The organism is Streptomyces sp. NBC_00829 (assembly GCF_045161795.1).
Taxonomy (GTDB): Bacteria; Actinomycetota; Actinomycetes; order Streptomycetales; family Streptomycetaceae; genus Streptomyces.
On sequence record NZ_CP108867.1, the window covers coordinates 5,394,923 to 5,416,617 of the forward strand.

18 protein-coding genes are annotated in these 21,695 nt (G+C 70.1%); 6 read left to right on the forward strand and 12 right to left on the reverse strand.

Going from position 1 to position 21,695, the window contains the following annotated elements; genetic code table 11:
• Positions 1-267 precede the first annotated feature (267 nt).
• Positions 268-846 carry a dihydrofolate reductase family protein gene (locus tag OG293_RS23960; RefSeq protein WP_406000844.1) on the forward strand — a complete coding sequence of 193 codons (579 nt, stop codon included), beginning with the start codon at positions 268-270 and terminating at the stop codon, positions 844-846.
• A gap of 193 nt (positions 847-1,039) precedes the next feature.
• Positions 1,040-1,204: a hypothetical protein gene (locus OG293_RS23965; RefSeq protein ID WP_406000845.1), complete on the forward strand. Its 165-nt coding sequence runs from the start codon at positions 1,040-1,042 to the stop codon at positions 1,202-1,204.
• A 63-nt stretch (positions 1,205-1,267) separates the two neighbouring features.
• Here the strand turns inward: OG293_RS23965 and OG293_RS23970 are convergent, their stop codons facing one another.
• The 5 genes from OG293_RS23970 to pepN (OG293_RS23990) all read right to left on the reverse strand — a co-directional run bounded on the left by OG293_RS23970 (position 1,268) and on the right by pepN (OG293_RS23990) (position 6,812).
• Positions 1,268-1,888 carry a GTP-binding protein gene (locus tag OG293_RS23970; RefSeq protein WP_406000846.1) on the reverse strand — a complete coding sequence of 207 codons (621 nt, stop codon included), beginning with the start codon at positions 1,886-1,888 and terminating at the stop codon, positions 1,268-1,270.
• A complete protein-coding gene (locus OG293_RS23975; protein ID WP_406000847.1) occupies positions 1,869-2,228 on the reverse strand; it encodes a DUF742 domain-containing protein in 360 nt (119 codons plus the stop codon). Before OG293_RS23975 ends, OG293_RS23970 begins: the two co-directional genes overlap by 20 nt.
• Positions 2,225-2,641, reverse strand: a complete 417-nt coding sequence (locus tag OG293_RS23980; protein WP_406000848.1) for a roadblock/LC7 domain-containing protein — start codon at positions 2,639-2,641, stop codon at positions 2,225-2,227. Before OG293_RS23980 ends, OG293_RS23975 begins: the two co-directional genes overlap by 4 nt.
• Positions 2,638-4,059: a sensor histidine kinase gene (locus tag OG293_RS23985; RefSeq protein WP_406003692.1), complete on the reverse strand. Its 1,422-nt coding sequence runs from the start codon at positions 4,057-4,059 to the stop codon at positions 2,638-2,640. Before OG293_RS23985 ends, OG293_RS23980 begins: the two co-directional genes overlap by 4 nt.
• 182 nt (positions 4,060-4,241) lie before the next feature.
• Entirely contained in the window at positions 4,242-6,812 is a 2,571-nt protein-coding gene (pepN, locus tag OG293_RS23990; RefSeq protein WP_406000849.1) for an aminopeptidase N, read from the reverse strand.
• Positions 6,813-6,994: 182 nt separating this feature from the next.
• Here pepN (OG293_RS23990) and OG293_RS23995 point away from each other — a divergent pair, with 182 nt between their 5' ends.
• Positions 6,995-7,498 (forward strand): DUF1203 domain-containing protein, encoded by a 504-nt coding sequence (locus OG293_RS23995; protein WP_406000850.1) that lies wholly within the window; start codon positions 6,995-6,997, stop codon positions 7,496-7,498.
• A 62-nt stretch (positions 7,499-7,560) separates the two neighbouring features.
• On the opposite strand, the gene OG293_RS24000 is transcribed toward OG293_RS23995, so the two are convergent.
• From OG293_RS24000 to OG293_RS24010, 3 genes are all read right to left on the reverse strand, one after another.
• The gene (locus OG293_RS24000; protein ID WP_406000851.1) at positions 7,561-8,589 is read right to left on the reverse strand and encodes an aspartate-semialdehyde dehydrogenase; all 1,029 of its coding nucleotides are present in this window, start codon (positions 8,587-8,589) and stop codon (positions 7,561-7,563) included.
• A 159-nt stretch (positions 8,590-8,748) separates the two neighbouring features.
• Positions 8,749-12,072: a S8 family serine peptidase gene (locus OG293_RS24005; RefSeq protein ID WP_406000852.1), complete on the reverse strand. Its 3,324-nt coding sequence runs from the start codon at positions 12,070-12,072 to the stop codon at positions 8,749-8,751.
• A 159-nt stretch (positions 12,073-12,231) separates the two neighbouring features.
• Positions 12,232-12,777: a CGNR zinc finger domain-containing protein gene (locus tag OG293_RS24010; protein ID WP_406000853.1), complete on the reverse strand. Its 546-nt coding sequence runs from the start codon at positions 12,775-12,777 to the stop codon at positions 12,232-12,234.
• Positions 12,778-12,863: 86 nt separating this feature from the next.
• Here OG293_RS24010 and OG293_RS24015 point away from each other — a divergent pair, with 86 nt between their 5' ends.
• Entirely contained in the window at positions 12,864-13,337 is a 474-nt protein-coding gene (locus OG293_RS24015; RefSeq protein WP_406000854.1) for an NUDIX hydrolase, read from the forward strand.
• A 105-nt stretch (positions 13,338-13,442) separates the two neighbouring features.
• Positions 13,443-14,606, forward strand: coding sequence for a serine hydrolase domain-containing protein (locus OG293_RS24020; RefSeq protein ID WP_406000855.1), 1,164 nt, complete (start codon positions 13,443-13,445; stop codon positions 14,604-14,606).
• Between the two features lie 19 nt (positions 14,607-14,625).
• Here OG293_RS24020 and OG293_RS24025 read toward each other — a convergent pair whose 3' ends face one another.
• Entirely contained in the window at positions 14,626-15,648 is a 1,023-nt protein-coding gene (locus OG293_RS24025; RefSeq protein ID WP_406000856.1) for a hypothetical protein, read from the reverse strand.
• Positions 15,649-15,820: 172 nt separating this feature from the next.
• Positions 15,821-18,397, reverse strand: a complete 2,577-nt coding sequence (gene pepN, locus OG293_RS24030) for an aminopeptidase N (protein ID WP_406000857.1) — start codon at positions 18,395-18,397, stop codon at positions 15,821-15,823.
• A gap of 133 nt (positions 18,398-18,530) precedes the next feature.
• On the opposite strand from pepN (OG293_RS24030), the gene OG293_RS24035 reads away from it, so the two are divergent.
• Positions 18,531-19,175, forward strand: coding sequence for a DsbA family protein (locus tag OG293_RS24035; protein WP_406000858.1), 645 nt, complete (start codon positions 18,531-18,533; stop codon positions 19,173-19,175).
• Positions 19,176-19,445: 270 nt separating this feature from the next.
• Here OG293_RS24035 and OG293_RS24040 read toward each other — a convergent pair whose 3' ends face one another.
• Positions 19,446-20,090 carry a superoxide dismutase gene (locus OG293_RS24040; RefSeq protein WP_406000859.1) on the reverse strand — a complete coding sequence of 215 codons (645 nt, stop codon included), beginning with the start codon at positions 20,088-20,090 and terminating at the stop codon, positions 19,446-19,448.
• 168 nt (positions 20,091-20,258) lie between these two features.
• Positions 20,259-21,674 (reverse strand): FGGY family carbohydrate kinase, encoded by a 1,416-nt coding sequence (locus OG293_RS24045; RefSeq protein ID WP_406000860.1) that lies wholly within the window; start codon positions 21,672-21,674, stop codon positions 20,259-20,261.
• Positions 21,675-21,695: the final 21 nt, after the last annotated feature.

Genomic DNA, 21,695 nt, shown 5'->3' on the forward strand with positions numbered 1-21,695 from the left:
TCTTTCGCTCCGCCCTTGTGCGGTTCCGGCCCTTCCGGGCTCCGCCGACTACCGGCTCCACCGATTTTTCAGGGCGCTCCGGGGTGTGCACGCACCTCCGGGGCGCCCTTGTCATGCCCGCTCGACGGAAAGCCGCTTGCGAAACCACTACGGGTGAAGCACTATGGATGTCGTGGTTGAGGGGTCCGTACGGGACCGCCTCGGCCGACGTTCCGGCGGCAGCCGTCGACTGGGACGAATGACGACCGGCTACCGAAGAGGATCAGCTTGCGCAAGCTCGCGTACTACATCGCCACCTCCATCGACGGCTTCATCGCCGCCCCCGACGGGGACGGCACCGTCTACCCGATCAGTGAGGGGTTCACCCGCTTCACCGCGGCGGAGTACCCGGAGACGCTGCCGACGCACGTCCGCGCGCTCCTCGGCATCGAGAACGCGGAGAACGTACGCTTCGACACCGTCGTGATGGGACGCCGCACCTACGACCCGGCGCTCCAGATCGACATCACCAGCCCGTACGCGCATCTGCGTCAGTACGTCTTCTCCCGCAGCCTCACGGAGTCCCCCGACCCGGCGGTGGAGATCGTGTCGGGCGACGCGGTCGCCAAGGTCCGTGAGCTCAAGGCGGAGGACGGCGGCCTCGACATCTACCTCTGCGGAGGTGCGGATCTCGCCGGGCAGCTGCGCGACGAGATCGACGAACTGCTCGTCAAGACCTATCCGGTGGTGCTCGGCGAGGGAATCCCGATGTTCTCGCCCGAGTTCGGTGCGCTCGGCTTCGAGATGACCGGCCACCGTGCCTTCGACGACGGTCTGATCTTCGCGACGTACACCCGCAAGCGGTAGGCGCGCCCGGAGCCGCCGGGGATCGTCAACCGCTCATGGTGTGGGGCCCGTTGAACGGGCCCCACGGCCGCCTGGAACGATCGGTCCATGGCTCAGAACGATCCGGTGCCCGATATCGCGACGCGCGGGTGAAGACCTCGTCGCCGCGCTCGCGAGGGACGCGCAGACCGCCTGTCGGCACACCGACTTCTTCGTGCTGCGCAGACAGGTCGACGAGGGAATGCCGTACTGGGAACGGGCGGTGGCCGCCGGGGACGCGTTCTCGGCGTACACCCTGGCCCGGTACCGGAAGATCCGCGGCGACCGGGCCGGCGCGGAGGCGGCACTGGCGGCGGAGCGGGAGGCGGGGCAGCGCTGACGGAAGGTCTCGTCGAGGGCGCGGAGCGGGCCCCTGCAAGGCCTGCTCACGGCTCCGACGCGCTCAGGACGCCTCCGTGGTCACGGCGAGCGACTGCAGATACCGCATCAGCGCCATCAGCACGTCACGGCTCGACCCACGCATCCTCGCGTCGCACTCCACGACCGGTACCGAGTCGGGCAGATCGAGTGCCCCGCGCACCTCGTCGAGCGGGTAGGGCGGCGCGTCCGGGAAGGAGTTGACGGCCACGACGAACGGCACCCCCCGCTCCTCAAGACGGCCGATGACGTCGAAGCTGACCTCCAGGCGGCGGGTGTCGACCAGGACCACCGCGCCCAGAGCGCCCTCGAACAGACCCCGCCACAGGAACCAGAAGCGCTCCTGGCCCGGCGTGCCGAACAGGTACAGCACCAGCTCCTCGTTGATGCTGATGCGGCCGAAGTCCATGGCGACGGTCGTCGACGTCTTGCGCTCCACGCCCTGGGTGTCGTCCACACCGACCCCGGCCTGGGTCATGGTCTCCTCGGTCGTCAGCGGGCGGATCTCGCTCACCGAGCCGACCAGCGTCGTCTTGCCGACTCCGAAGCCGCCCACGATGACCACCTTGACGGCGGCCGTCGCCGTCTGTGGCAGCACGTCCTCGCTGCGCGGCCCCACGGCCTGCTCAGAGCTTCTGAAGTCCATCGATCACTGCCTCAATCAAAGCGCGGTCGGGGAGTTGGGCCGGCTGGACCGGTGCGCGGGCCAGGACCCGGTCCTCGGCCAGCAGATCGCTGAGCAGCACGGTGATGACGCTCACCGGAAGGCCCAGATAGGCGGAGATCTCGGCCACCGAGAGTGGTGCCCGGCAGAGCCGGATGATCGCGGCCTGCTCGGGCTGCATACCGGGCCGGGGCCCCGACTTGGCCACGATCAGCGTGACCAGGTCGAGTGCGACGGGTGTGGAGGAGCCGCTGCGGCCGCCTGTGATGACGTAGAGCCGCTCGGGACTGCTTTCTTCCCAGTTCCCGCCCGGGTCGCTCACGCGGTGTGCCCCTCGTGCCGGGGCGGCGTGCTCATGTGCTCTCCGATCCGGAGCACGAGATCCCGCATCCGCTGGCCCATGAGCCCCGCGTCGACGCCTTCGTCGGCCAGCACGGCGAGGAACGCTCCCGGTCCCGCAGCCATCAGATAGAAGAAGCCGCCGTTCATCTCGATCACGACGAGATGCATCCGGCCGTCGCTGTGCGGTAGTTCGGAGGCCACGGCCCCCGCCAGGCTCTGGAGTCCGGCGCAGGCGGCGGCCAGTCGGTCGGCGGTGTCGGTGTCGGCGCCGTACTGGGCCATGCGCAGCCCGTCCGCCGAGAGGACGACGACGTTTCTGGTCTGGGGTACGCCCTCCGCCAGGTCCTTGAGCATCCAGTCCATGTTGGTCTGGTTGGACTGCTGCTGAATCATGGCTGCTTGTTCCCCTTGTTCGTCTGGGTGGTCTCACCGGCGAGGCCGTTCTGGAACGCGGTCAGCCACATGCCGGGCTGCACCGCGGGTGCTGCCTCCGGCTCGGGCGTGAGCTCCGCGGCCTGCGCGGTGACGGGGGTCTTGCGGCGGCGCTGCGGCAGACCGGTGGGGGTGCGCTCGGTCACGACGGGAGCCTCTTCTTCCGGCGTCGCAGGGCCGGTCGCCAGCCTGGGCGCGGGCGCCCCGGCGACGGTTCCGGTGGCGCGGGGTCCGGAGGAGGTGCCGATGCCGTGCGCGAGGCCGGTCGCCGACGACACGGTGGTGATCAGTGCCTGCGGGACGACGAGGACGGCGCGGACACCGCCGTACGCGGACGAGCGCAGGGAGACCTGGAAGCCGTACACCTGCGCCAGCCGGCCCACCACGGCGAGGCCGAGGCGCGGCGTCTCGCCCAGGTCGTTGACGTCGATGCCCTGCTGGGCCTGGCGGAGCATGCGCTCGGCGCGCCGACGGGCCTCCTCGCTCATGCTCACACCGCCGTCCTCGATCTCGATGGCGATGCCGGTCTGCACATCGACAGCGGTCAGATGGACCTGGGCCTGCGGCGGCGAGTAGCGGGTGGCGTTGTCGAGCAGCTCGGCGAGCGCATGGATCAGCGGCTCGACGGCGGTGCCGACGACGGCGACCTCGGAGACCGAGTGCAGTTCGACCCGCTGGTAGTCGATGATCCGCGACATGGCGCCGCGCATCACGCTGTACAGGGGGACGGCCTTGCTCCACTGGCGGCCGGGCCGTGCGCCGCCGAGTACGGCGATGGAGTCGGCGAGCCGGCCGATCAGCGCGGTGCCGTGGTCGATCCGGAGCAGATCGCCGAAGACCTCGGGAGCCTTGCCGTGCCGGTCCTCCATCTCCCGCAGTTCCTGGGCCTGTTGGTGGACGATGGCCTGGACGCGGCGGGCGATGTTCACAAAGGCGCGCTGCGCGGACTCGCGCAGGTCCTCCTCGGCGACGACGGCGTCGAGGACCGACTGGAGCACGGCCTGGTGTTCGGCCGGGGCGTCGAGCGATTCGAGTACTTCCTCGGGGAACTCGCCCTTGCGCAGCCGCTCCACGACCTGGGGCAGCAGTTCGCCGGCCAGCCGTGAGGTCTCGGCCTGCTGCCGCGCGAGCACCGCCTCCCGCTCCGCGAGCCGGGTGTTCAGCTCGGTGAGCCGACGGCCGCGCCGCGCCACTTCGGCGCAGGCGACGCCGACGGTCGCGACCGCCGTGACACCGATCCAGATCACGGGGGTACGCGCCGAGGAGGACACCAGAACCACCGCTGCCACCGCGACCGCCGCAGTCACGAGGACGGGCAGGAGCCACACGGAAGAGGCCGCGTTCCGCGGACTTCCGGTCGACGTTTCCTGTCGAACCATCAGCACCCTCAAACCATCGAACCGGAAAGATCATATGACGTCGATCGGGAGCATATCCCTGTCTGGTTACGGGAGATGACGGGGGGTCATGCACATTGGCGGGAAGTTGCGGGAAGTTTATGTGTGCCGGAAAACGGAAGGGCGCCCCGTGCCGGCCGGCACGGGGCGCCCTTCCATTCCGGTTACGCTGCCGCCGCGTCCGCGGCCTGCGCGTTCAGTGCCCGCTCGATGCCCGAGCGCGATTCCGAGATCAGCCGCCGCAGCGCCGCGTTCGGCTCGGCCGATTCCAGCCAGGCGTCCGTCGCCTCCAGCGTGGTCTGCGAGACCTGGAGCGCGGGATAGAGACCGACCGCGATCTGCTGGGCGATCTCATGGCTGCGGGACTCCCACACGCCCTTGATCGCGGCGAAGAACTTCTCGGTGTACGGGGCGAGAAGCTCACGCTGGTCGCTCTGGACGAAGCCCGCGATGACCGCCTCCTGAACGGCGTTCGGCAGCTTGTCGGACTCGACGACCGACGCCCAGGCCTCGGCCTTCGCCTCCTCCGTCGGCCGTGCGGCACGCGCCGTGGTGGCATGGCGCTCGCCCGCCGCCGTCTTGTCCCGCTCGTACTCCGCCGCGATCTCGTCCTCGTCCAGGACGCCGACCGCCGCGAGACGCTCCACGAAGGCCCACCGCAGCTCGGTGTCGACCGCCAGGCCCTCGATCGTCTCCGCGCCGTCCAGCAGGGCCCCTAGCAGGTCCAGCTGCTGCGGCGTGCGCGCGGTCGCCGCGAAGGCGCGCGCCCAGGCCAGCTGATGGTCACTGCCCGGCTCGGCGGCGCGCAGATGCGCCAGGGTCGCGTCCGTCCACTGCGTCAGACCCGCGTCGCGCCAGTCCGGCGCCGCGTACAGGTCGATCGCCAGCTTCGCCTGGCGGTGCAGCGACTGCACGACGCCGATGTCCGTCTCCTTGCCGATGCCGGAGAGGACCAGGGCGAGGTAGTCCCGCGTGGCCAGTTCGCCGTCGCGCGCCATGTCCCAGGCGGAGGCCCAGCACAGCGCGCGCGGCAGCGACTCGGTGAAGTCGCCGAGGTGCTCGGTGACGACCCGCAGCGACTCCTCGTCGAGGCGGACCTTGGCGTACGACAGATCGTCGTCGTTGAGCAGGATCACCGCGGGACGGCGGGTGTTCGGCGGGAACGGCACCTCGGTGAGCGCGCCGTCGACATCGAGCTCGATCCGGCTCGTACGGACCAGTTTGCCGTTGTCGTCGAGGTCGTAGCAGCCGATCGCGATCCGGTGCGGGCGAAGCGTCGGCTCGCCCTTCGCGCCCGCAGGCAGGGCCGGGGCCTCCTGGCGTACGGAGAAGGACGTGACATAGCCGTCCTCGGAGACCTCGAGCTCAGGGCGCAGGATGTTGATACCGGCCGTCTGGAGCCACTTGCGCGACCAGGTCTTCAGATCGCGGCCGGAGGTCTGCTCCAGCGCGCCGAGCAGGTCGGACAGCCGCGTGTTGCCGAAGGCGTGCGCCTTGAAGTACGCCTGCACGCCGCTGAAGAACTCGTCCTGGCCGACATACGCCACCAGTTGCTTGAGCACCGAGGCGCCCTTGGCGTAGGTGATGCCGTCGAAGTTGACGAGCACGTCGTCCAGGTCACGGATTTCGGCCATGATCGGATGTGTGGAGGGCAGCTGGTCCTGCCGGTACGCCCAGGTCTTCATGGAGTTCGCGAACGTCGTCCAGGCGTGTGGCCACCGGGAGCCCGGGGCCGCCGACAGGCAGGCGATCGAGGTGTAGGTGGCGAACGACTCGTTCAGCCAGAGGTCGTTCCACCACTCCATGGTGACCAGGTCGCCGAACCACATGTGGGCCAGCTCGTGCAGGATCGTCTCCGCGCGCACCTCGTACGCCGCGTCCGTCACCTTGGAACGGAAGACGTACTGGTCACGGAAGGTCACCGCGCCCGCGTTCTCCATCGCGCCCGCGTTGAACTCCGGCACGAAGAGCTGGTCGTACTTGGCGAAGGGGTAGTCGTAGTCGAACTTCTCCTGGAACCAGTCGAAGCCCTGGCGGGTGACCTCGAAGATCGCGTCGGAGTCCAGGAACTCGGCGAGCGAGGGCCGGCAGTAGACACCGAGCGGGACCGACTGGCCGTCCTTCTCGTAGCTGCTGTGCACCGAGTGGTACGGGCCGACGATCAGGGCCGTGATGTAGGTGGAGATCCGCGGCGTCGGCTCGAAGACCCAGACGTCGTCCTTCGGCTCCGGCGTCGGGGAGTTCGAGATCACGGTCCAGCCTGAGGGGGCCTTCACCGTGAACTGGAACGTCGCCTTGAGGTCCGGCTGCTCGAAGGAGGCGTAGACCCGGCGCGCGTCCGGCACCTCGAACTGGGTGTACAGATAGGCCTGCTGGTCCACCGGGTCGACGAAGCGGTGCAGGCCCTCACCGGTGTTGGTGTACGAGCAGTCGGCGACGACCTTCAGCTCGTTCTGGCCCTCGTGCAGATGCGCCAGCGCGATCCGCGAGTCCCGGAAGACGGCGGCGACGTCCAGCGCGTTGCCGTTCAGCACGACCTCGTGCACGGCGGGGGCGACCAGGTCGATGAAGGTCTCCGCGCCGTCCTCGGTGGAGTCGAAGCGCACCGTGGTCACCGACCGGTAGGTGCCACCCTCCTGCGCGCCGCTCAGGTCGAGATCGATCTCGTACGAGTCGACCGTCAGCAGGCTCGCCCGCTGCTGCGCCTCTTCGCGCGTCAGATTCGTGCCAGGCACGCTGTCATCTCCTCGGTTCGTGACGTTTGCGGCCATCCTTCCATGGGGCATGGGTCCGCCGCCGCCCTATATGGGGGCCTCATGGGGGCCTCCGGAATCAGATGTTCCGCAGTGGGGGCGCAGCTGAACGTCATGTCCGTTTTCCGCCGGACGTCTGGCGGCGCGCGCGCCACGCTGGAGCCATGACCGACACACTCCGCACCGCACGTCCCATCGATCCCGCGGTGCTCGGGCGGCTCCGCGACACCGACGACGCGGGCCACGCCTGCGCGCCCTTCACCGACGCCGAGGGCGGGGCGCCGCTGCGCTGCTGTCTGCGCCGGAGCGGGACCGGCGAGCGCATTGCGCTGGTCTCGTACGCGCCGCTGCGCCGCTGGGCCGCGGAGACCTGGGCCAGGCCCGGCGCGTACGACGAGCAGGGGCCCGTCTTCATCCATGCCGAGGAGTGCGAGGGGCCGGGCGGGGAGGAGGGCTACCCCTTCGCCTCCCCGGGGGCGCTGCGGACGCTGCGCCGCTACACCGCCGACGGACGCATCGAGGGAGGCCGCCTCCTGGAGATCCCCGAGGCGGCCACGGAGGCGTTCGACGCGGCGTTCGCGGAGGCGTTCGCGAACCCGGAGGTGGTGCTGGTCCATGTCAGGGCGGTGGAGTACGGCTGCTTCCTCTTCGAGGTGCGGCGGGCATAGAACAGGGGCTCTGCTCTCACCCGCCGCGGCGGGTGAGAGCAGAGCCCCTGTTCCGAGGCCGGTCAGCCCTTGAGCTCGTCCGCCACCAGCTCCGCGATCTGGACCGCGTTCAGCGCGGCACCCTTGCGGAGGTTGTCGTTCGACAGGAACAGCGCAAGGCCGTTCTCGACGGTCTCGTCCACCCGGATGCGGCCCACGTACGACACGTCCTTGCCCGCCGCCTGGAGCGGGGTCGGGATCTCGGAGAGTTCGACGCCCGGCGCGTCCCGCAGCAGCTCGTACGCGCGCTCGATGCTGATCGGGCGCTCGAAGCGGGCGTTGACCTGGAGCGAGTGACCGGAGAAGACCGGGACGCGGACACAGGTGCCGGAGACCTTGAGCTCCGGGATCTCCAGGATCTTGCGGGACTCGTTGCGGAGCTTCTGCTCCTCGTCCGTCTCGAAGGAGCCGTCGTCGACGAGGTTGCCGGCCAGCGGCAGCACGTTGAAGGCGATGGGGCGCTTGTAGACACCGGGCTCGGGGAAGTCCACCGCGTCACCGTCGAAGGTGAGCTGGTCGGCGGCCTCGGAGACCTGGCGGGCCTGCGTGTGCAGCTCGGCCACACCGGCCAGTCCGGATCCGGACACGGCCTGGTAGGTGGTGGCGACCAGCGCGGAGAGGCCGGCCTCCTTGTGCAGCGGGCGCAGCACCGGCATCGCGGCCATCGTGGTGCAGTTCGGGTTGGCGATGATGCCCTTGGGGCGGTCCTTGATCGCGTGCGGGTTGACCTCGGAGACGACCAGCGGTACCTCGGGGTCACGGCGCCAGGCGGAGGAGTTGTCGATCACTACGGCGCCCTGGGAGGCGACCTTCTCGGCGAGCGCCTTGGAGGTGGTGCCGCCGGCCGAGAAGAGCACGATGTCCAGGCCGGAGTAGTCGGCGGTGGACGCGTCCTCGATGGTGATCTCCCGGCCCTGCCAGTCGAGGGTGTTCCCGGCGGAGCGGGCGGAGGCGAACAGACGGAGCTCGTCGACGGGGAACTTCCGCTCGGCGAGGATCTTGCGCATGACTCCGCCGACCTGACCGGTGGCTCCGACGATTCCGACCCTCACGGTGACTCCTTCAGTCTGTGCCTGTACCTGTGCGTGTGACGCGGGCAGCCTGCCCATCATGCGTATGACCCGGGTGTTCTTGTCCAATCCATTGTCCGGCATACGAAAGGGGCGGGCGTCCGGCCTGGACGCCCGCCCCCTTCACCTCACCTCGGAACGCTACGGAGTGACCTTCTCGATCACCACGCTGCCGGCGCCGGCAGCGGTGCCGCGGCCGTTCACCAGCCGCACCTCACCGAAGAACTGCCGTCCCTCGGGAGCCGGGCCACCCACCAGGACCTCGGCGCTGACCTGCGCCGATGCCCCGTTGGCGAGCTGGACGGGTTTGGCCGAGTCGACCTTGACCGAGCCGAGCGAGGCCGCGAAGAACACATCGCGGTAGTTGTACTCGGTGGTCCCGGCCGGGACGGAGTAACCGTCGACCACGACGGTGTACGTGCCGGCGGCCGGCTTGAGCAGGCTCACAGCCTCCTCGGAGTCGCCGTCCGCGGACTGGCCGACCCGGACGCCGTTCAGGAAGACCGACAGGTCCAGGTCGGCGGCGGTGTCGGAGACCCCGCCGATGGCGACGTCGAGACGCTCGACGCCCTCACCGATGGTGACCGTCGACTCCTGCGACTCGCCGTTCTTGATGGACGGACGCGTGACCTTCGCCGAGCCCAGCGAACCTCCCGTGAGCTTGCCGTCGATCGCGGCGAAGCCGTTGGCGACCTTCCACTCGACGGGGGCCGGCGTGCCGACCTTCGCCTCGGGGAGCGTCTTGACGGCCGGGTCGAACGCGGCACCCAGCAGGGTCACATCCAGCTTGTACGGGTTGTCGAGCAGCGGAGAGGTACGCCGCGACTCGACCTCGATCTCCCAGACGCCCGGGGTCGGCGCGGAGTACGAGCGCAAGTCCGGACGGCAGGTGTTCGCCGGATTGTTGTAGTTCGGGTAGCAGAAGATCGTCGAGCTGTCCTCGACCGCCACACCGTAGGGGTGGATGCCGATGAAGCGGGTCTGGCTGTCCTTGGCCAGACCGCCGAGGGCGACCTCCAGGTTCTTCGCGCCCTCCGGCACCGTGATGAAGTACGACGTGTGGCTGTTGCGCTGCACCGAGCCGGACGCCGAGAAGGTGTAGCCGGGCGTGGCCAGCGGCTTGGAGACGACCACGGTCGCGAGGATCTGCTTGTCCACGCCCTCCGTGCGCACATCGTCCACCTCGAGGATGGCGCTGTGCACCCCGTCCGTCTTGGCACGGGCGTCGACCTTGACCGTGACCGGCTTGTTCAGCGGCAGCGTCACCGCGCCGGAGCCGGGGAGGTCGAAGGTGCCGTCGTTGTACTTCCAGTCCAGCTCGTGCCGCACAGGGCGGTCCGGGCCGGTCGTACGGGTGATGACGATGTCGTACGACTTCTTCTGGCCGGTCTTCAGACCGCCTTCGCGGTCGTAGAGGCCGGTGCCGAAGCCCGGGGTCTTGAGCGCGAAGTCGATCGCGGTGTCGACCGGGGCCTTGACGCCGTACTCGTGGGCGGTGGCGCCGTCCTTGATGGCCTGCCAGGCGTCCACGATGTTGATCAGGCCGGAGCCCTGCTCGTGTGCCTGCACGCCGGGGATGCGGTGCGCGGTGCTGGTCAGCGCCGTGCGCAGCGTCGCCGGGGTCAGCTCGACCTTCTGCTGCTTGGCGGCGGACAGGAGCAGCGCGCTCGCGCCCGCGGCCTGCGGCGAGGACATCGAGGTGCCCTGCAGCATGGAGTAGCCCGCCGGGAGCTGGTAGCCCGCCTCCGCGACCGGGCTGCCGGGCAGCCAGGTCTGGGTGGTGTTGATGGAGGCGCCGGGGGCCGTGATGGTCGGCGTGAAGCCGCCGTCCTCGCGCGGGCCGCGGGAGGAGAAGGGCAGCATGGCGTACTTCTTGGTCACCTCGGAGCCGTAGTTGGCCGCCCAGGTCTCCCGGGAGATGGCCGCGCCGACGGAGATGACCTTGTCCGCCAGACCGGGGTCACCGATGGTGTTGGTGCCCGGACCCTCGTTGCCGGCCGAGATGACCAGCTGGACGCCGTAGGTGTCGATGAGCCGGGTGTACAGCTCGGCACGGGCGTTGTTGCCGTCGTTCAGCGCGGGCAGACCGCCGATGGACATGTTGACGATGTCCACACCACGGTTGATGACCAGGTCGGCCATGCCCTCGGTGAGCGCGATGTTGGTGCAGCCGCCGCTCCAGGTGCAGGCGCGCGAGGAGACGAGCTTGGCGCCGGGCGCCTCGCCGTTCATCTTCCCGCCGAAGAGGCTGTTGGCGGCGGTGATGCCGGCGACGTGGGTGCCGTGCTCGGACTCGATGACGCCGATGTTGACGTAGTCGGCCTTGGCGCCGGCGTCGTTGTAGACGACGTCCTTGCGGACCTCGATCACGAACGGGATGCGCTCGACGACGTCGGTGGCCGGGTTGTCCTTGCCGAAGTAGCCGATCTGGAAGCCGTTCTTGTACGGCTTCATCACGGTGTCGTTGGCGAAGTTCCCGTCGTTGTCGAGGTCGACGGTGGCGGTCCGGGTGCCCGGGTCGTACAGCACGCCCCAGACGTCGGTGGTGTCGCCGTCCCGGTTGAGGTCACCGGCCATGTCGCCGCCCTTGGTGGCGGCCTCGGCGAAGAGGTTGAACTTGTACGCGCCCGCCGGGGCGGAGTACGTACGGCCGTTGACCGCGAAGGTCGGGCCGCTGACGTCGAGAGCCATCCGGCGCCAGGTGCCGTCGCCGTCCGCCACCGGGTCGGTCGCCGTGACCCAGTCGACGATCTTGCGCTCGCCGGTGGTGGTCTTCTGCAGCGCCGGGTGACCGAGGTCGATGCCGGAGTCGAGAATTCCGATGGTCACGCCGCGGCCGTCGGCCTTGGGGTGCTGCTTGACGAAGTCCACCGCGCCCGTCTCGAAGGACGGGTTGTACGGGTTCTTCGCCGGGGTGTTCTTGCCCGGCGCGGGATACTTCGCCTCCGCGCGGGCGGTGCCCGCGGACGTGGCCCGGTCCCCGGCCGGCGTCGGGTCGTCCAGCTTGACCTCGTGTTTGAGGTCGATGCCGTGGACGCTGGAGAGCTTGGCGGCGGCCTTGAGCGCGGCCTCGGCCTTCCCGGTGGGAAGAGTGGCCCGCACATAGCCGAGCCGGTCGTACGTCTTGCCGACCACGGCGCCCTGGACGGCGTCGAGCTGCCCGGCGACCTGCTCGGTCGCACCGGGGGCGGTGGCGACCATGACGGTGACGGTCTTCTCGCCCTTGGCCTCGGCCTGGGTGAGGAGTTCCTGGTCGGCCGCGCCGAGCTTGTCGGCGGGCGGGGCAGCCTTGACGCCGGCAGTGGTGCCCGGATCGTCCACGGGCGCGGCGGCGAGGGCCGGTACGGCGCCTGCGGCCACCAGCGCGGTCACCATGGAGGCAGCGGCCGCGATACGGGCCGCGCGTCTGTGACCTGGTACGGAGCGCCCTGGTATGGAGCTCTGTGATTCGGGGGTCATCAGCATCCCTGTTTGTGAAAGACGGGGTCCGGAATACGGTGCCGGATGACCGCTCAGCCTTTCGCAAGTAACAGGGGTTTGTGCAGGGTTGGCAGGTGCGGGAAGTTGTCATGGCGTAAACCCGCCATCGCGAGCCGTGTGCCATACGGGAACGAACCGGGTGCTTCAGCCCTCGCGGCTGCGCGCGTAGTGCCGGGACGCCTTCGCCCGGTTCCCGCAGAGCGCCATGGAGCACCAGCGGCGGGTTCCGTTGCGGGAGGTGTCGAAGAAGTGGAGCACGCACGCTTCGTGCGCGCAGACCCGAATGCGGTCCGGGGCGGTGCGCAGCAGATCGAGATGGCCGCGGGCCGCCGTCCATCCCGGACCCCAGGCCGGGTCGGCGAACTCCGCCTCCTCGCCCGGCCCCCCGGCGTCGAGGGTGGCGCGGATGCGGCCGTGGTCGAGCACCTCGTCGACGCGTCGCAGGGCATCCTTGTCGCCGGGGCTCGCGACGAGCGCGGCGAGCGCGTCCCGGGCGGCCAGCGTCCGCTCCAGGGTGGCGTCGTCGGCGCTGAAGCGGGTGTCGAGACCGTTGGCCTTCAGCCAGATCTGCAGCCCGTCGGTGCCGGTGAGCAGGTCCTGGCGTGTGCCGTCCCGGGTCCAGCGCGTGTTGAGCAGGTCGAGGGAGACCGGTTCGCCGGTGAGTGGCCGTGGGTCGGACATGGCGGGCATTCTGACTCCTCCCATAGCTAACCTGCAAAGTTATATTAAGAGGTTAGCACGCCGGGGTGTCGCGGTCGTGCCTCTACCCTCACCGCATGAACAAGCAGGTGCGGAACAGGGAACTGAGGGTTGCGGCCTACGCCGTGTGCATACGGGACGAACGGATCCTGCTCGCCCGCTGGGTCGCCCGTGACGGCGCCAAGAAGTGGACACTGCCCGGCGGCGGCATGGACCACGGCGAGGATCCGCTCGACACGGTCGTCCGCGAGGTCGAGGAGGAGACCGGATACACCTCCGAGATGACCACGCTGCTCGGTCTCGACTCCGTCCGCCGCCAGTACCCCCGCAGACTCGGCGCGTTCGCCGACTTCCAGGGGCTGCGCATCGTCTACGAGGGCCGGATCACCGGCGGTGAACTGCGCCACGAGACGGACGGGTCGACGGACCTGGCCGCCTGGCACCCGCTGGCCAGGGTCAACGGCCTGGAGCGGGTCGAACTCGTCGACACGGGACTGGAGTTGTGGCGCTCCAGGCCCCCCGTCGGCCGGGTCGCCGGGAAAGGCCGGTAACCGCCCAACTCTTCCTTTCCGGGCAACGCTCCACGGCCAGGCCGAGTCCTGTCAGCCGACCTCGGCCGATCTCGGCTGCCGAGCACTCGGAGACTGGAGACCCGCATGTCCCTACGTACGATCCGCACGGCGTTGACGGGAGCGGTGGTGCTCGCGGCGGCGGCCACCGGCGCTCTGGTGACCCCCGCAGCGGCGGACGGCGCCACGGTTGCGGCCCACCGTCCGGCCCATCGCGCCACCCAGCAGGCGATCGAGGCCGCCGTGCGCGCCGGAGTCCCCGGAGTCGTCGTCCAGGCGCGCGACGGCGAAGGCGCCTGGAGGGGCTCGGCCGGTGTGGCGAACCTGCGCACCGGACGCGAACGCCTGCCGCAGGACCGCTACCGCGTCGGATCCATCACCAAGACCTTCATCTCCACCGTCCTGCTCCAGCTGGAGGCCGAAGGCGCACTGCGCCTGGACGACACCGTGGAGCGGTGGCTGCCCGGCGTGGTGCGCGGCAACGGCCACGACGGGTCACGGATCACCGTGAGGCAACTGCTCAACCACACCAGCGGCATCTACAGCTACACCGAGGACCCTGGCTTCCAGGCCGATGTCTTCGGGGACGGCTTCTTCCGGCACCGCTACGACACCTGGACACCGCGCCAACTGGCCGCTCTTGCCATGGCCCACCGGCCCACGTTCGAGCCCGGCGCAGGCTGGAGGTACTCCAACACCAACTACATCCTGGCCGGGATGGTCGTCGAGAAGGCGACGGGACGCCCGTACGGCTCCGAGATCGAGCGCCGTATCCTGCGCCCGCTCGGTCTGCGCGCCACCTCCCTGCCCGGGACCGATGCCCGGATGCCGCGCCCCGGCGGCCGGGCGTACTCGAAGCTGTCCGAGGACCCGAACGCGAAGATCCATGATGTGACCGAGCTCAACCCGTCGCTCGCCGGGCCGGCCGGCGAGATGATCTCCGACTCCGCCGATCTCCAGCGTTTCTACCGGGCGCTGATGAAGGGCGAGTTGCTGCCGCGCAAGCAGTTGCGGGAGATGACCACGACCGTCCAGGCCGATCCCGGACACCCGGACTACGGCTACGGCCTCGGCCTGATGCGGATCAGGACGAGCTGCGGCACCGAGATCTGGGGCCACGGGGGCGGCATCCACGGGTCCCAGTCGCAGGCGTTCAGTACACGGGACGCCGGCCACTCGGTGGCGCTGAACTTCAACGGGGACTGGGCGGGGGACACCATGGCGGTCGTGGACGCGGAGTTCTGCGGCTGAGAGCGGTGCTGCCGCCCGCTCAGCGAGGGAGCACCACGACATAGGCGGCGGGGTCGCGTTCCGCCGCGGCCATCAGCGCGGTGCGCACCACGGCCGCCTGCTGCTCCGGCGACTCCCGCAGCCTGCGGGGCGCGATGTGGACGACAGTGATGCCGAGCCGCTCCAGATGCTCGCGCTTACGGGCGTACTCCGGCCGGAGCGCGTCCTCCTCGTGGCGGGGCGCGCGGGTGTCCAGTTCGATGGCGACAGCCTGCTCGGGCCAGTAGGCGTCGACGCCACCGAGGTGAGGGCCCCCGGGAAGGCGCAGGTCGACGTTCCAGGCGGGTTCCGGGAGCGCGTGCGCCCGTACCAGCGCGTACAGCCGGTCCTCGGCCAGCGCACGGCCCTCGGCGAGCAGTGAGTCGACCGCGTCCATGACATGGGGGCGGTGCAGCAGCCGTGCGCGGTTCAACTCCGCGACGACGGCGGGGGGTTCGCAGTGACCGCCGCGGACGGCCTCGGTGAGCAGCCCGCGTACGGCATGGGCGTCGCCGAGCTGCTCCACGGCGTCCGCGAGGGCGCGGGGCACGGGCGCGACGGGCACGCCGGTGATCTCCACAGGTCGCGGCAGCGTGTGCGCCCGTACGAGCCGGGCGTATCCGGTGGACCGGAGCCGACGGGTCCGGGGTACCAGAACGTCGATCCGGTCGAGGGAGAGGAGGGGCGGGGCGGACGAGAACTGATGCAGGGCGAGCGCGGCGAGCCCGGTGACCACGGACTCCCCGCAGGGCGAGGCGTTCGGCGCCTCGCCCTGCGCGGGAATGACGGGCCGCCCGGCGTACAGCAGTGCGCCGCGCAGCCGCTCCTCACCGGTGGGCTGCCCCGGGTGCAGCAGGAACACCCCCGGCAGCAGCACCTGCCAGGGGCCACCGGGCCGGCACTGCGCGGTGGCCCGCGCCGGGGACACACCAAGCGCCCGTAACTGCGCGGCGGACAGCACGCGCCGCCGGACGTCGGACAGGTGGGAGAGGGGCAGGGGGGAGGGCGGGGTGTCGTGGTTCATGCGTCGGGAATGCCCGCGGAGGGCCGGGGCGATAACCGCTGTTACAGGCTCGTCGACATTTCGGGACAAGGGCGTCCTAAAGTACGGGTGTTCGGCTGCCGAGTGGGGCTACGCCCCGTCCCCGGATCTGGGGCCCGCCCCCGGTTACGGGAACGGGCGTACCAGGGGAACCTCAGGCCGCACCACCCGCCGCCGCGTCACACCTCTGCCCCCGCAACGCCCTCGCCAGATCGTCACGCGACTCCAGCACCAGCCGCCTCAGCGCCGGCGCCGCCCCCGCATGCCCCTCCAGCCACGCGTCCGTCGCGGCCAGAGTCGCCTCGTCGTCCTGGAGGCCCGGGAACAGGCCCCTCACCACATCCATGGCGATCTGGATCGAGCGCTCCTCCCACACCCGCTCGATCGCGTCGAAGTACCTGGACGCGTACGGCGCCAGCAACTCCCGCTGCCCCGGCTGCACGAAGCCCGAAATCGTCGCCTCCACGAGTGCGTTGGAGAGCGAGTCCGACTCCACGACCGCCGCCCACGCCTGGTCCTTCACCGCGGCCGACGGCCGTGCCGCCAGACAGCGGACCTGGTGGCGCTTGCCGGAGGCGGTGTCGTCGCGGGACAGTTCCGCCGCGATGAACGCCTCGTCCGCCACCCCGTGCGAGGCAAGCGGTTCCACGAACGCCCACCGCAGCTCCTGGTCCACGTCCAGGCCGTCGATCTTCGCCGTGCCGTCCAGCAGCCCGGCCAGCAGTTGCAGATCCGCCGCCGATGTCGCGCTCGCCGCGAAGAACCGCGCCCAGGTCAGCTGGTGCTGGCTCCCCGGCTCGGCCAGCCGCAGTTCCCGCAGCGCGCCCTCCGCCAGCAGTCCGCCGCCCTCCTCGCGCCAGTCGGGCGCGGCATGGTGCACGAGCGCGGACCGGGCCCATGCCTGCAGCATCTGGAGCACGCCGATGTCCGACTCGCGCCCCGCGAACCGCAGCACCAGGTCGATGAAGTCCCGCGCCGGCATCAGGGCGTCCCGCGTCAGATTCCACAGCGCCGACCAGCACAGAGCCCGCGCAAGCGGGTCCGTGACCTCGCCCAGATGCGCACGCAGCGTCTCCAGCGAGCCCCCGTCGAAGCGGATCTTGCAGTACGTCAGGTCCTCGTCGTTGACCAGGACCAGATCCGGGCGCTCCGCTCCGGTCAGACCCTCCACGACCGTCCGCGGCCCGGCGACATCCAGCTCGGCGCGCGCGTACCGCACGAGCGCGCCGGCCTCGTTGCGGTACAGGCCGACGGCCACCCGGTGCGGTCGCAGCTCGTCGCCGTCCTGGAGCACGGCCAGCTCCGTGATCCGGTCGCCGGCGTCGTACGTGACCACGGGCGTCAGGGAGTTGACGCCCGCCGTCTCCAGCCAGGAGCGCGACCAGGACGCCATGTCCCGCCCCGAGACCTCCTCCAGGACGGACAGCAGATCGGCCAGCCGCGTGTTCCCGTAGGCGTGCCGCTTGAAGTAGCGCCGCGCGCCCTCCAGGAACGCGTCCCGGCCGACGTACGCGACCAGTTGCTTGAGCACGGAAGCGCCCTTGGCGTACGTGATCCCGTCGAAGTTCAGCTTGGCGTCCTCCAGGTCGCGGATGTCCGCCGTGACCGGATGGGTGGAGGGCAGCTGATCCGCGCGGTACGCCCACGACTTGCGGTTGTTGGCGAAGGTGATCCAGCCGTTGGTGAAGCGCGTCGCCTCCACCATCGAGAACGTGCCCATGAAGTCCGCGAAGGACTCCTTCAGCCACAGGTCGTCCCACCACACCATGGTGACCAGGTCGCCGAACCACATGTGCGCCATCTCGTGCAGGATGACGTTCGCCCGGCGCTCGTACGCCGCCTGCGTCACCCTGCCGCGGAAGACGAACTCCTCGCGGAAGGTCACGCACCCCGGGTTCTCCATCGCCCCGATGTTGTACTCGGGTACGAACGCCTGGTCGTACTTCCCGAAGGGGTACGGGTAGTCGAAGTGGTCGTGGAAGAAGTCCAGACCCTGCTTGGTCACCAGGAAGATGTCGTCCGCGTCGAAGTGCTTGGCGAGCCCCTTGCGGCACATCGCGCCCAGCGGGATCTCCAGCGTCGTGCCGTCGTCCAGCGTCCGCGTGTAGAGATCGGTCTCGCAGTGGTACGGGCCCGCCACGACCGCCGTGATGTACGTCGAGACCGGCTTCGTCTCCGCGAACCGCCACACTCCGTCGTCGCCGGGCGCGCCCGCGCCGTTGCTCCAGACGGTCCAGCCCTCCGGGGCGGTCACCTCGAAACGGAACGGAGCCTTCAGGTCGGGCTGCTCGAAGTTGGCGAAGACGCGTCGGGCGTCGGCCGGCTCGTACTGCGTGTAGAGATAGACCTCGCCGTCCTCCGGGTCGACGAAGCGGTGCAGTCCCTCACCCGTACGGCTGTAGGCGCACTGCGCGTCCACGACCAGGACGTTCTCCGCGGCGAGGCCCTCCAGTGCGATCCGAGCGCCGTCGAAGACCGCGGCCGGGTCCAGCGGCGCGCCGTTCAGTGTCACGGCGGTCACGGAGGGGGCCACCAGGTCGGCGAACGTGGAGACGCCCGGCTCGCCGCAGCGGAAGCGGATCGTCGTCACCGAACGGAAGGTGCGCGGTCCCGGGCCGCCGGTGGCCTCCCCGACCGCTGAACGCAGGTCGAGCGACACCTCGTACCCGTCGACGGAGACCAGCTCGGCCCGTCGTCGGGCCTCGTCGCGGGACAGATTCTCACCGGGCACGGGCACTCCTTCGTGTCTCGTTCGAACAGCGTCGATCCTCCCATGTGCAGGTGGCACGCGGTATCGGGGAATCGGCCGGTCCCGTACGGCGTTGCCCGGTTGAGGCGCACATGGCGTCCCGATGAGGAGAGACATGTCAGAGAACGGCAAGCCGGCCAGGACCCCCGTCGATTTCTGGTTCGACCCCCTGTGCCCCTGGGCGTGGATGACCTCGCGCTGGATGCTTGAGGTGGAGAAGGTCCGGGACGTCGAGGTGCGCTGGCATGTGATGAGTCTGGCCGTCCTGAACGAGCCCAAGCTCGACGAGCTGCCGGAGAAGTACCGCGAGGGCATGAAGCAGGCGTGGGGCCCGGTCCGGGTGGTCATCGCCGCGCAGCACAAGCACGGCGAGGAGGTGCTCGGCGCGCTCTACACCGCGCTCGGCACCCGTTTCCACAACCGCGGCGAGGGCGCCACCCGTGAGGCGATGGCGGGCGCGCTGGAAGAGGTCGGACTCCCCGCGGAGCTGATCGACTACGCCGACTCCGACGTGTACGACGCCGAGTTGCGCGCCTCGCACAAGGAGGGCATCGACAAGGTCGGACAGGACGTCGGCACCCCGGTCATCGCGGTGCCGAACTCGGACGGCGAGCAGATCGCCTTCTTCGGTCCGGTCGTCACGCCGGCCCCGAAGGGCGAGGAGGCGGCGAAGCTCTGGGACGGCACGCTGATGGTCGCGTCGATCCCGGGCTTCTACGAGATCAAGCGCACGCGTACGCAGGGCCCTGTGTTCGACTGACCCCTTCGACTGACCCCTTCGAACGACCGCTTCGATCGACGTCACCCCCTTCGCGCGGCTCCACGAGACGGGCCTGGCACGGGAGTTCACGGTCGTGGGGGAGTGCGGTGGCCTGAGCGTGGAAGAACCCCCGCGAGTCACGTCCTCGCGGGGGTTCTTCGTTACTCCGCCCGCACGTGAAGGTTGAGAAGACGATCACGAGCAGGACGCTTCAGGCACCCTCTTGCCCGGGGCCCGCGGCGGGGCGCTCCAGTGCGGCGGGGCTCCGGTTCACGGGGTGATGAGGGGCGTGCGGTCCTTGGCCTCGGCGTAGCGATCGGCCACGTCCTGCCAGTTGACGACCTGCCACATCGCCTCGATGAAGTCCACCTTCTGGTTCTTGTACTGAAGATAGAACGCGTGCTCCCAGGCGTCGAAGACCAGGATCGGGACGGAGCCCTGGCCGACATTGCCCTGGTGGTCGTAGACCTGCTCGACGATCAGACGGCGACTGACCGGCTCGTACGCGAGAACGCCCCAGCCGGAGCCCTGGGTCGTCGCCGACGCCTTGGTCAGCTGCGTCCTGAACTTCGCGAAGGAGCCGAAGGACTCGGTGATCGCGTCCGCGAGTTCGCCGACGCCGTCCGCGGCCAGCGGCTCACCGCCGCCGCCGTCCTTCGGGCTGTTCATGTTGTGCCAGTAGATCGAATGCAGGATATGGCCGGAGAGATGGAACGCGAGGTTCTTCTCCAGGCCGTTGATCGCATCCCAGGCTTCCTTGTCACGGGCCTCCGCCAGCCGATCGAGGGTGTCGTTGGCGCCCTTGACGTAAGCGGCGTGGTGCTTGTCGTGGTGGAGCTCGATGATCTGCGGGTTGATCACCGGTTCGAGCGCCGCGTAGTCATAGGGAAGTTCTGGAAGCGTGTACATGGCCATGTCCGGTCCCTCCGGCTGCTTATTGCACATCTTATGCACTTGCACGCTAGCAGCAGGAGGGGTGGGCCGTGCTCAGGCGTCGGTCCCCGGCCGCTGCCGCGAGGTCCGGGACGTCCCGACGACCGCGTCCATGCCCGATGGCCGCACCGGGACCGGACAGTGTCCGGGTCAGGTCCTGCGCGCGCGGACCCGGGACGCGGCGAGCCGGTCCAGATGCTCCTCGTACGCCTGCGTGTAGAAGGCGGAGCGCGCCGGATCCGGCGCGACGACCTCGGTCGGGGCCGTCCAGAGGGCGGTGTCCAGCTCGACGCCGTGCCGCGCCGCCGACGCCAGCACCGCGCCGCGCGCGCCCACCTCCCCCTCGACGATCCGCAGCGGACGGCCCAGTACATCCGCGAACAGCCGCGTCCAGGCCGGGGAGCGGGTGCCGCCGCCGCAGATCGCCAGGGTGCCGGTCAGCCCCGCGGCCTCAAGGCAGTGGCGGGCCGCGAAGCCGATGCCCTCGCAGGTGGCCCTCACGAGATCGCCTTTGGCCGTCTCCAGCGAGATACCGCTGAGCTCGGCCCGCAGCCGTGGCTCGACGAAGGGGGCGCGCTCGCCGGACGGGGCGAAGTAGGGCAGGACCCGTGCTCCGTGCGCGCCGGGCGGTGTGGCCTCCAGCAGCCCGTCGACGTCCGCGTGCGGCACGCCGGTCGTGGCCAGCACCCAGTCGAGGGCGGCGGTGCCCACCATCGCGGGCATCGCCCGCAGCCAGTGCCCCGGACGGTCGGTGGAGATGTGCAGCCCGGCCGGCTCGCCGTCCAGATCGAGGTCGCTCGTGGCGACGAGGGAGGCCAGAGCGGTGCCGACGATCAGCAGACCGTCGCCGGGGGCGGTCACACCCGCGCCGAGCGCGCAGGCGGCCAGGTCGTAGGGGCCGTTCGCGATCGGTGTCCCCGATTCGAGCGCGCCGACGGCCATCGGATCGCTGATCCGCGGCAGCAGGCGGCTGCGGTGCGCGAGCCCCAGCGCCTGGACCACGTCCGGACTGTACGTACGGGTGCGCGGGTCCAGGAACGGCATGGACGCGTCGGAGACATCCGTCGCCCGGACGCCCGTCAGCCGTTGGAAGACCATGTCCTTGCAGTACACAGCGGCGGCTGCCGCGTCCAGCGCCTCCGGCTCGTGCCGGTCCAGCCACGCCAGTACCGGGCCGGGGCAGCCGGGGAACATCGCGCTGCCGCTGCGCCGGAACACCGCGTCCACGACGCCGGACGCCTGCCATGCGCCGATCAGTTCATGGGCGCGGCCGTCCATCCACGAGATCGCCGGACGCACCGGCCGGCCCTCGGCGTCGACCAGCCAGACGCCGTCGCCCTGCCCGGTGAGACCGATCAGCGCGATGGGCCCGGGGGCCGCGGCCCGCGCCGCCGCGAGGACGTCGACGGCCGCGCCGTACACCTCGTCCATGTCCTGCTCGACTCGCCCGCCATGGATGTCCAGGCCGATGTGCCGGGACTCCACGGCGAGCGTGCGCCCTCGCTCGTCGAAGGCCGCCGCCTTCACCGCCGACGTGCCGACATCGATCCCGATGTACGTCGCCATGCAGGAGTCCTCCCGTGTCGG

Coding starts and splice junctions, on each gene's coding strand:
- OG293_RS23970 (WP_406000846.1), bottom strand. CDS start 1,888: ATGGACTTCAGAAGCTCTGAGCAGGCCGTGGGGCCGCGCAGCGAGGAC.
- OG293_RS23980 (WP_406000848.1), bottom strand. CDS start 2,641: ATGATTCAGCAGCAGTCCAACCAGACCAACATGGACTGGATGCTCAAG.
- OG293_RS23985 (WP_406003692.1), bottom strand. CDS start 4,059: ATGGTTCGACAGGAAACGTCGACCGGAAGTCCGCGGAACGCGGCCTCT.
- OG293_RS23995 (WP_406000850.1), top strand. CDS start 6,995: ATGACCGACACACTCCGCACCGCACGTCCCATCGATCCCGCGGTGCTC.
- OG293_RS24005 (WP_406000852.1), bottom strand. CDS start 12,072: ATGCTGATGACCCCCGAATCACAGAGCTCCATACCAGGGCGCTCCGTA.
- OG293_RS24010 (WP_406000853.1), bottom strand. CDS start 12,777: ATGCCCGCCATGTCCGACCCACGGCCACTCACCGGCGAACCGGTCTCC.
- OG293_RS24015 (WP_406000854.1), top strand. CDS start 12,864: ATGAACAAGCAGGTGCGGAACAGGGAACTGAGGGTTGCGGCCTACGCC.
- OG293_RS24020 (WP_406000855.1), top strand. CDS start 13,443: ATGTCCCTACGTACGATCCGCACGGCGTTGACGGGAGCGGTGGTGCTC.
- OG293_RS24025 (WP_406000856.1), bottom strand. CDS start 15,648: ATGAACCACGACACCCCGCCCTCCCCCCTGCCCCTCTCCCACCTGTCC.
- OG293_RS24035 (WP_406000858.1), top strand. CDS start 18,531: ATGTCAGAGAACGGCAAGCCGGCCAGGACCCCCGTCGATTTCTGGTTC.
- OG293_RS24040 (WP_406000859.1), bottom strand. CDS start 20,090: ATGGCCATGTACACGCTTCCAGAACTTCCCTATGACTACGCGGCGCTC.
- OG293_RS24045 (WP_406000860.1), bottom strand. CDS start 21,674: ATGGCGACGTACATCGGGATCGATGTCGGCACGTCGGCGGTGAAGGCG.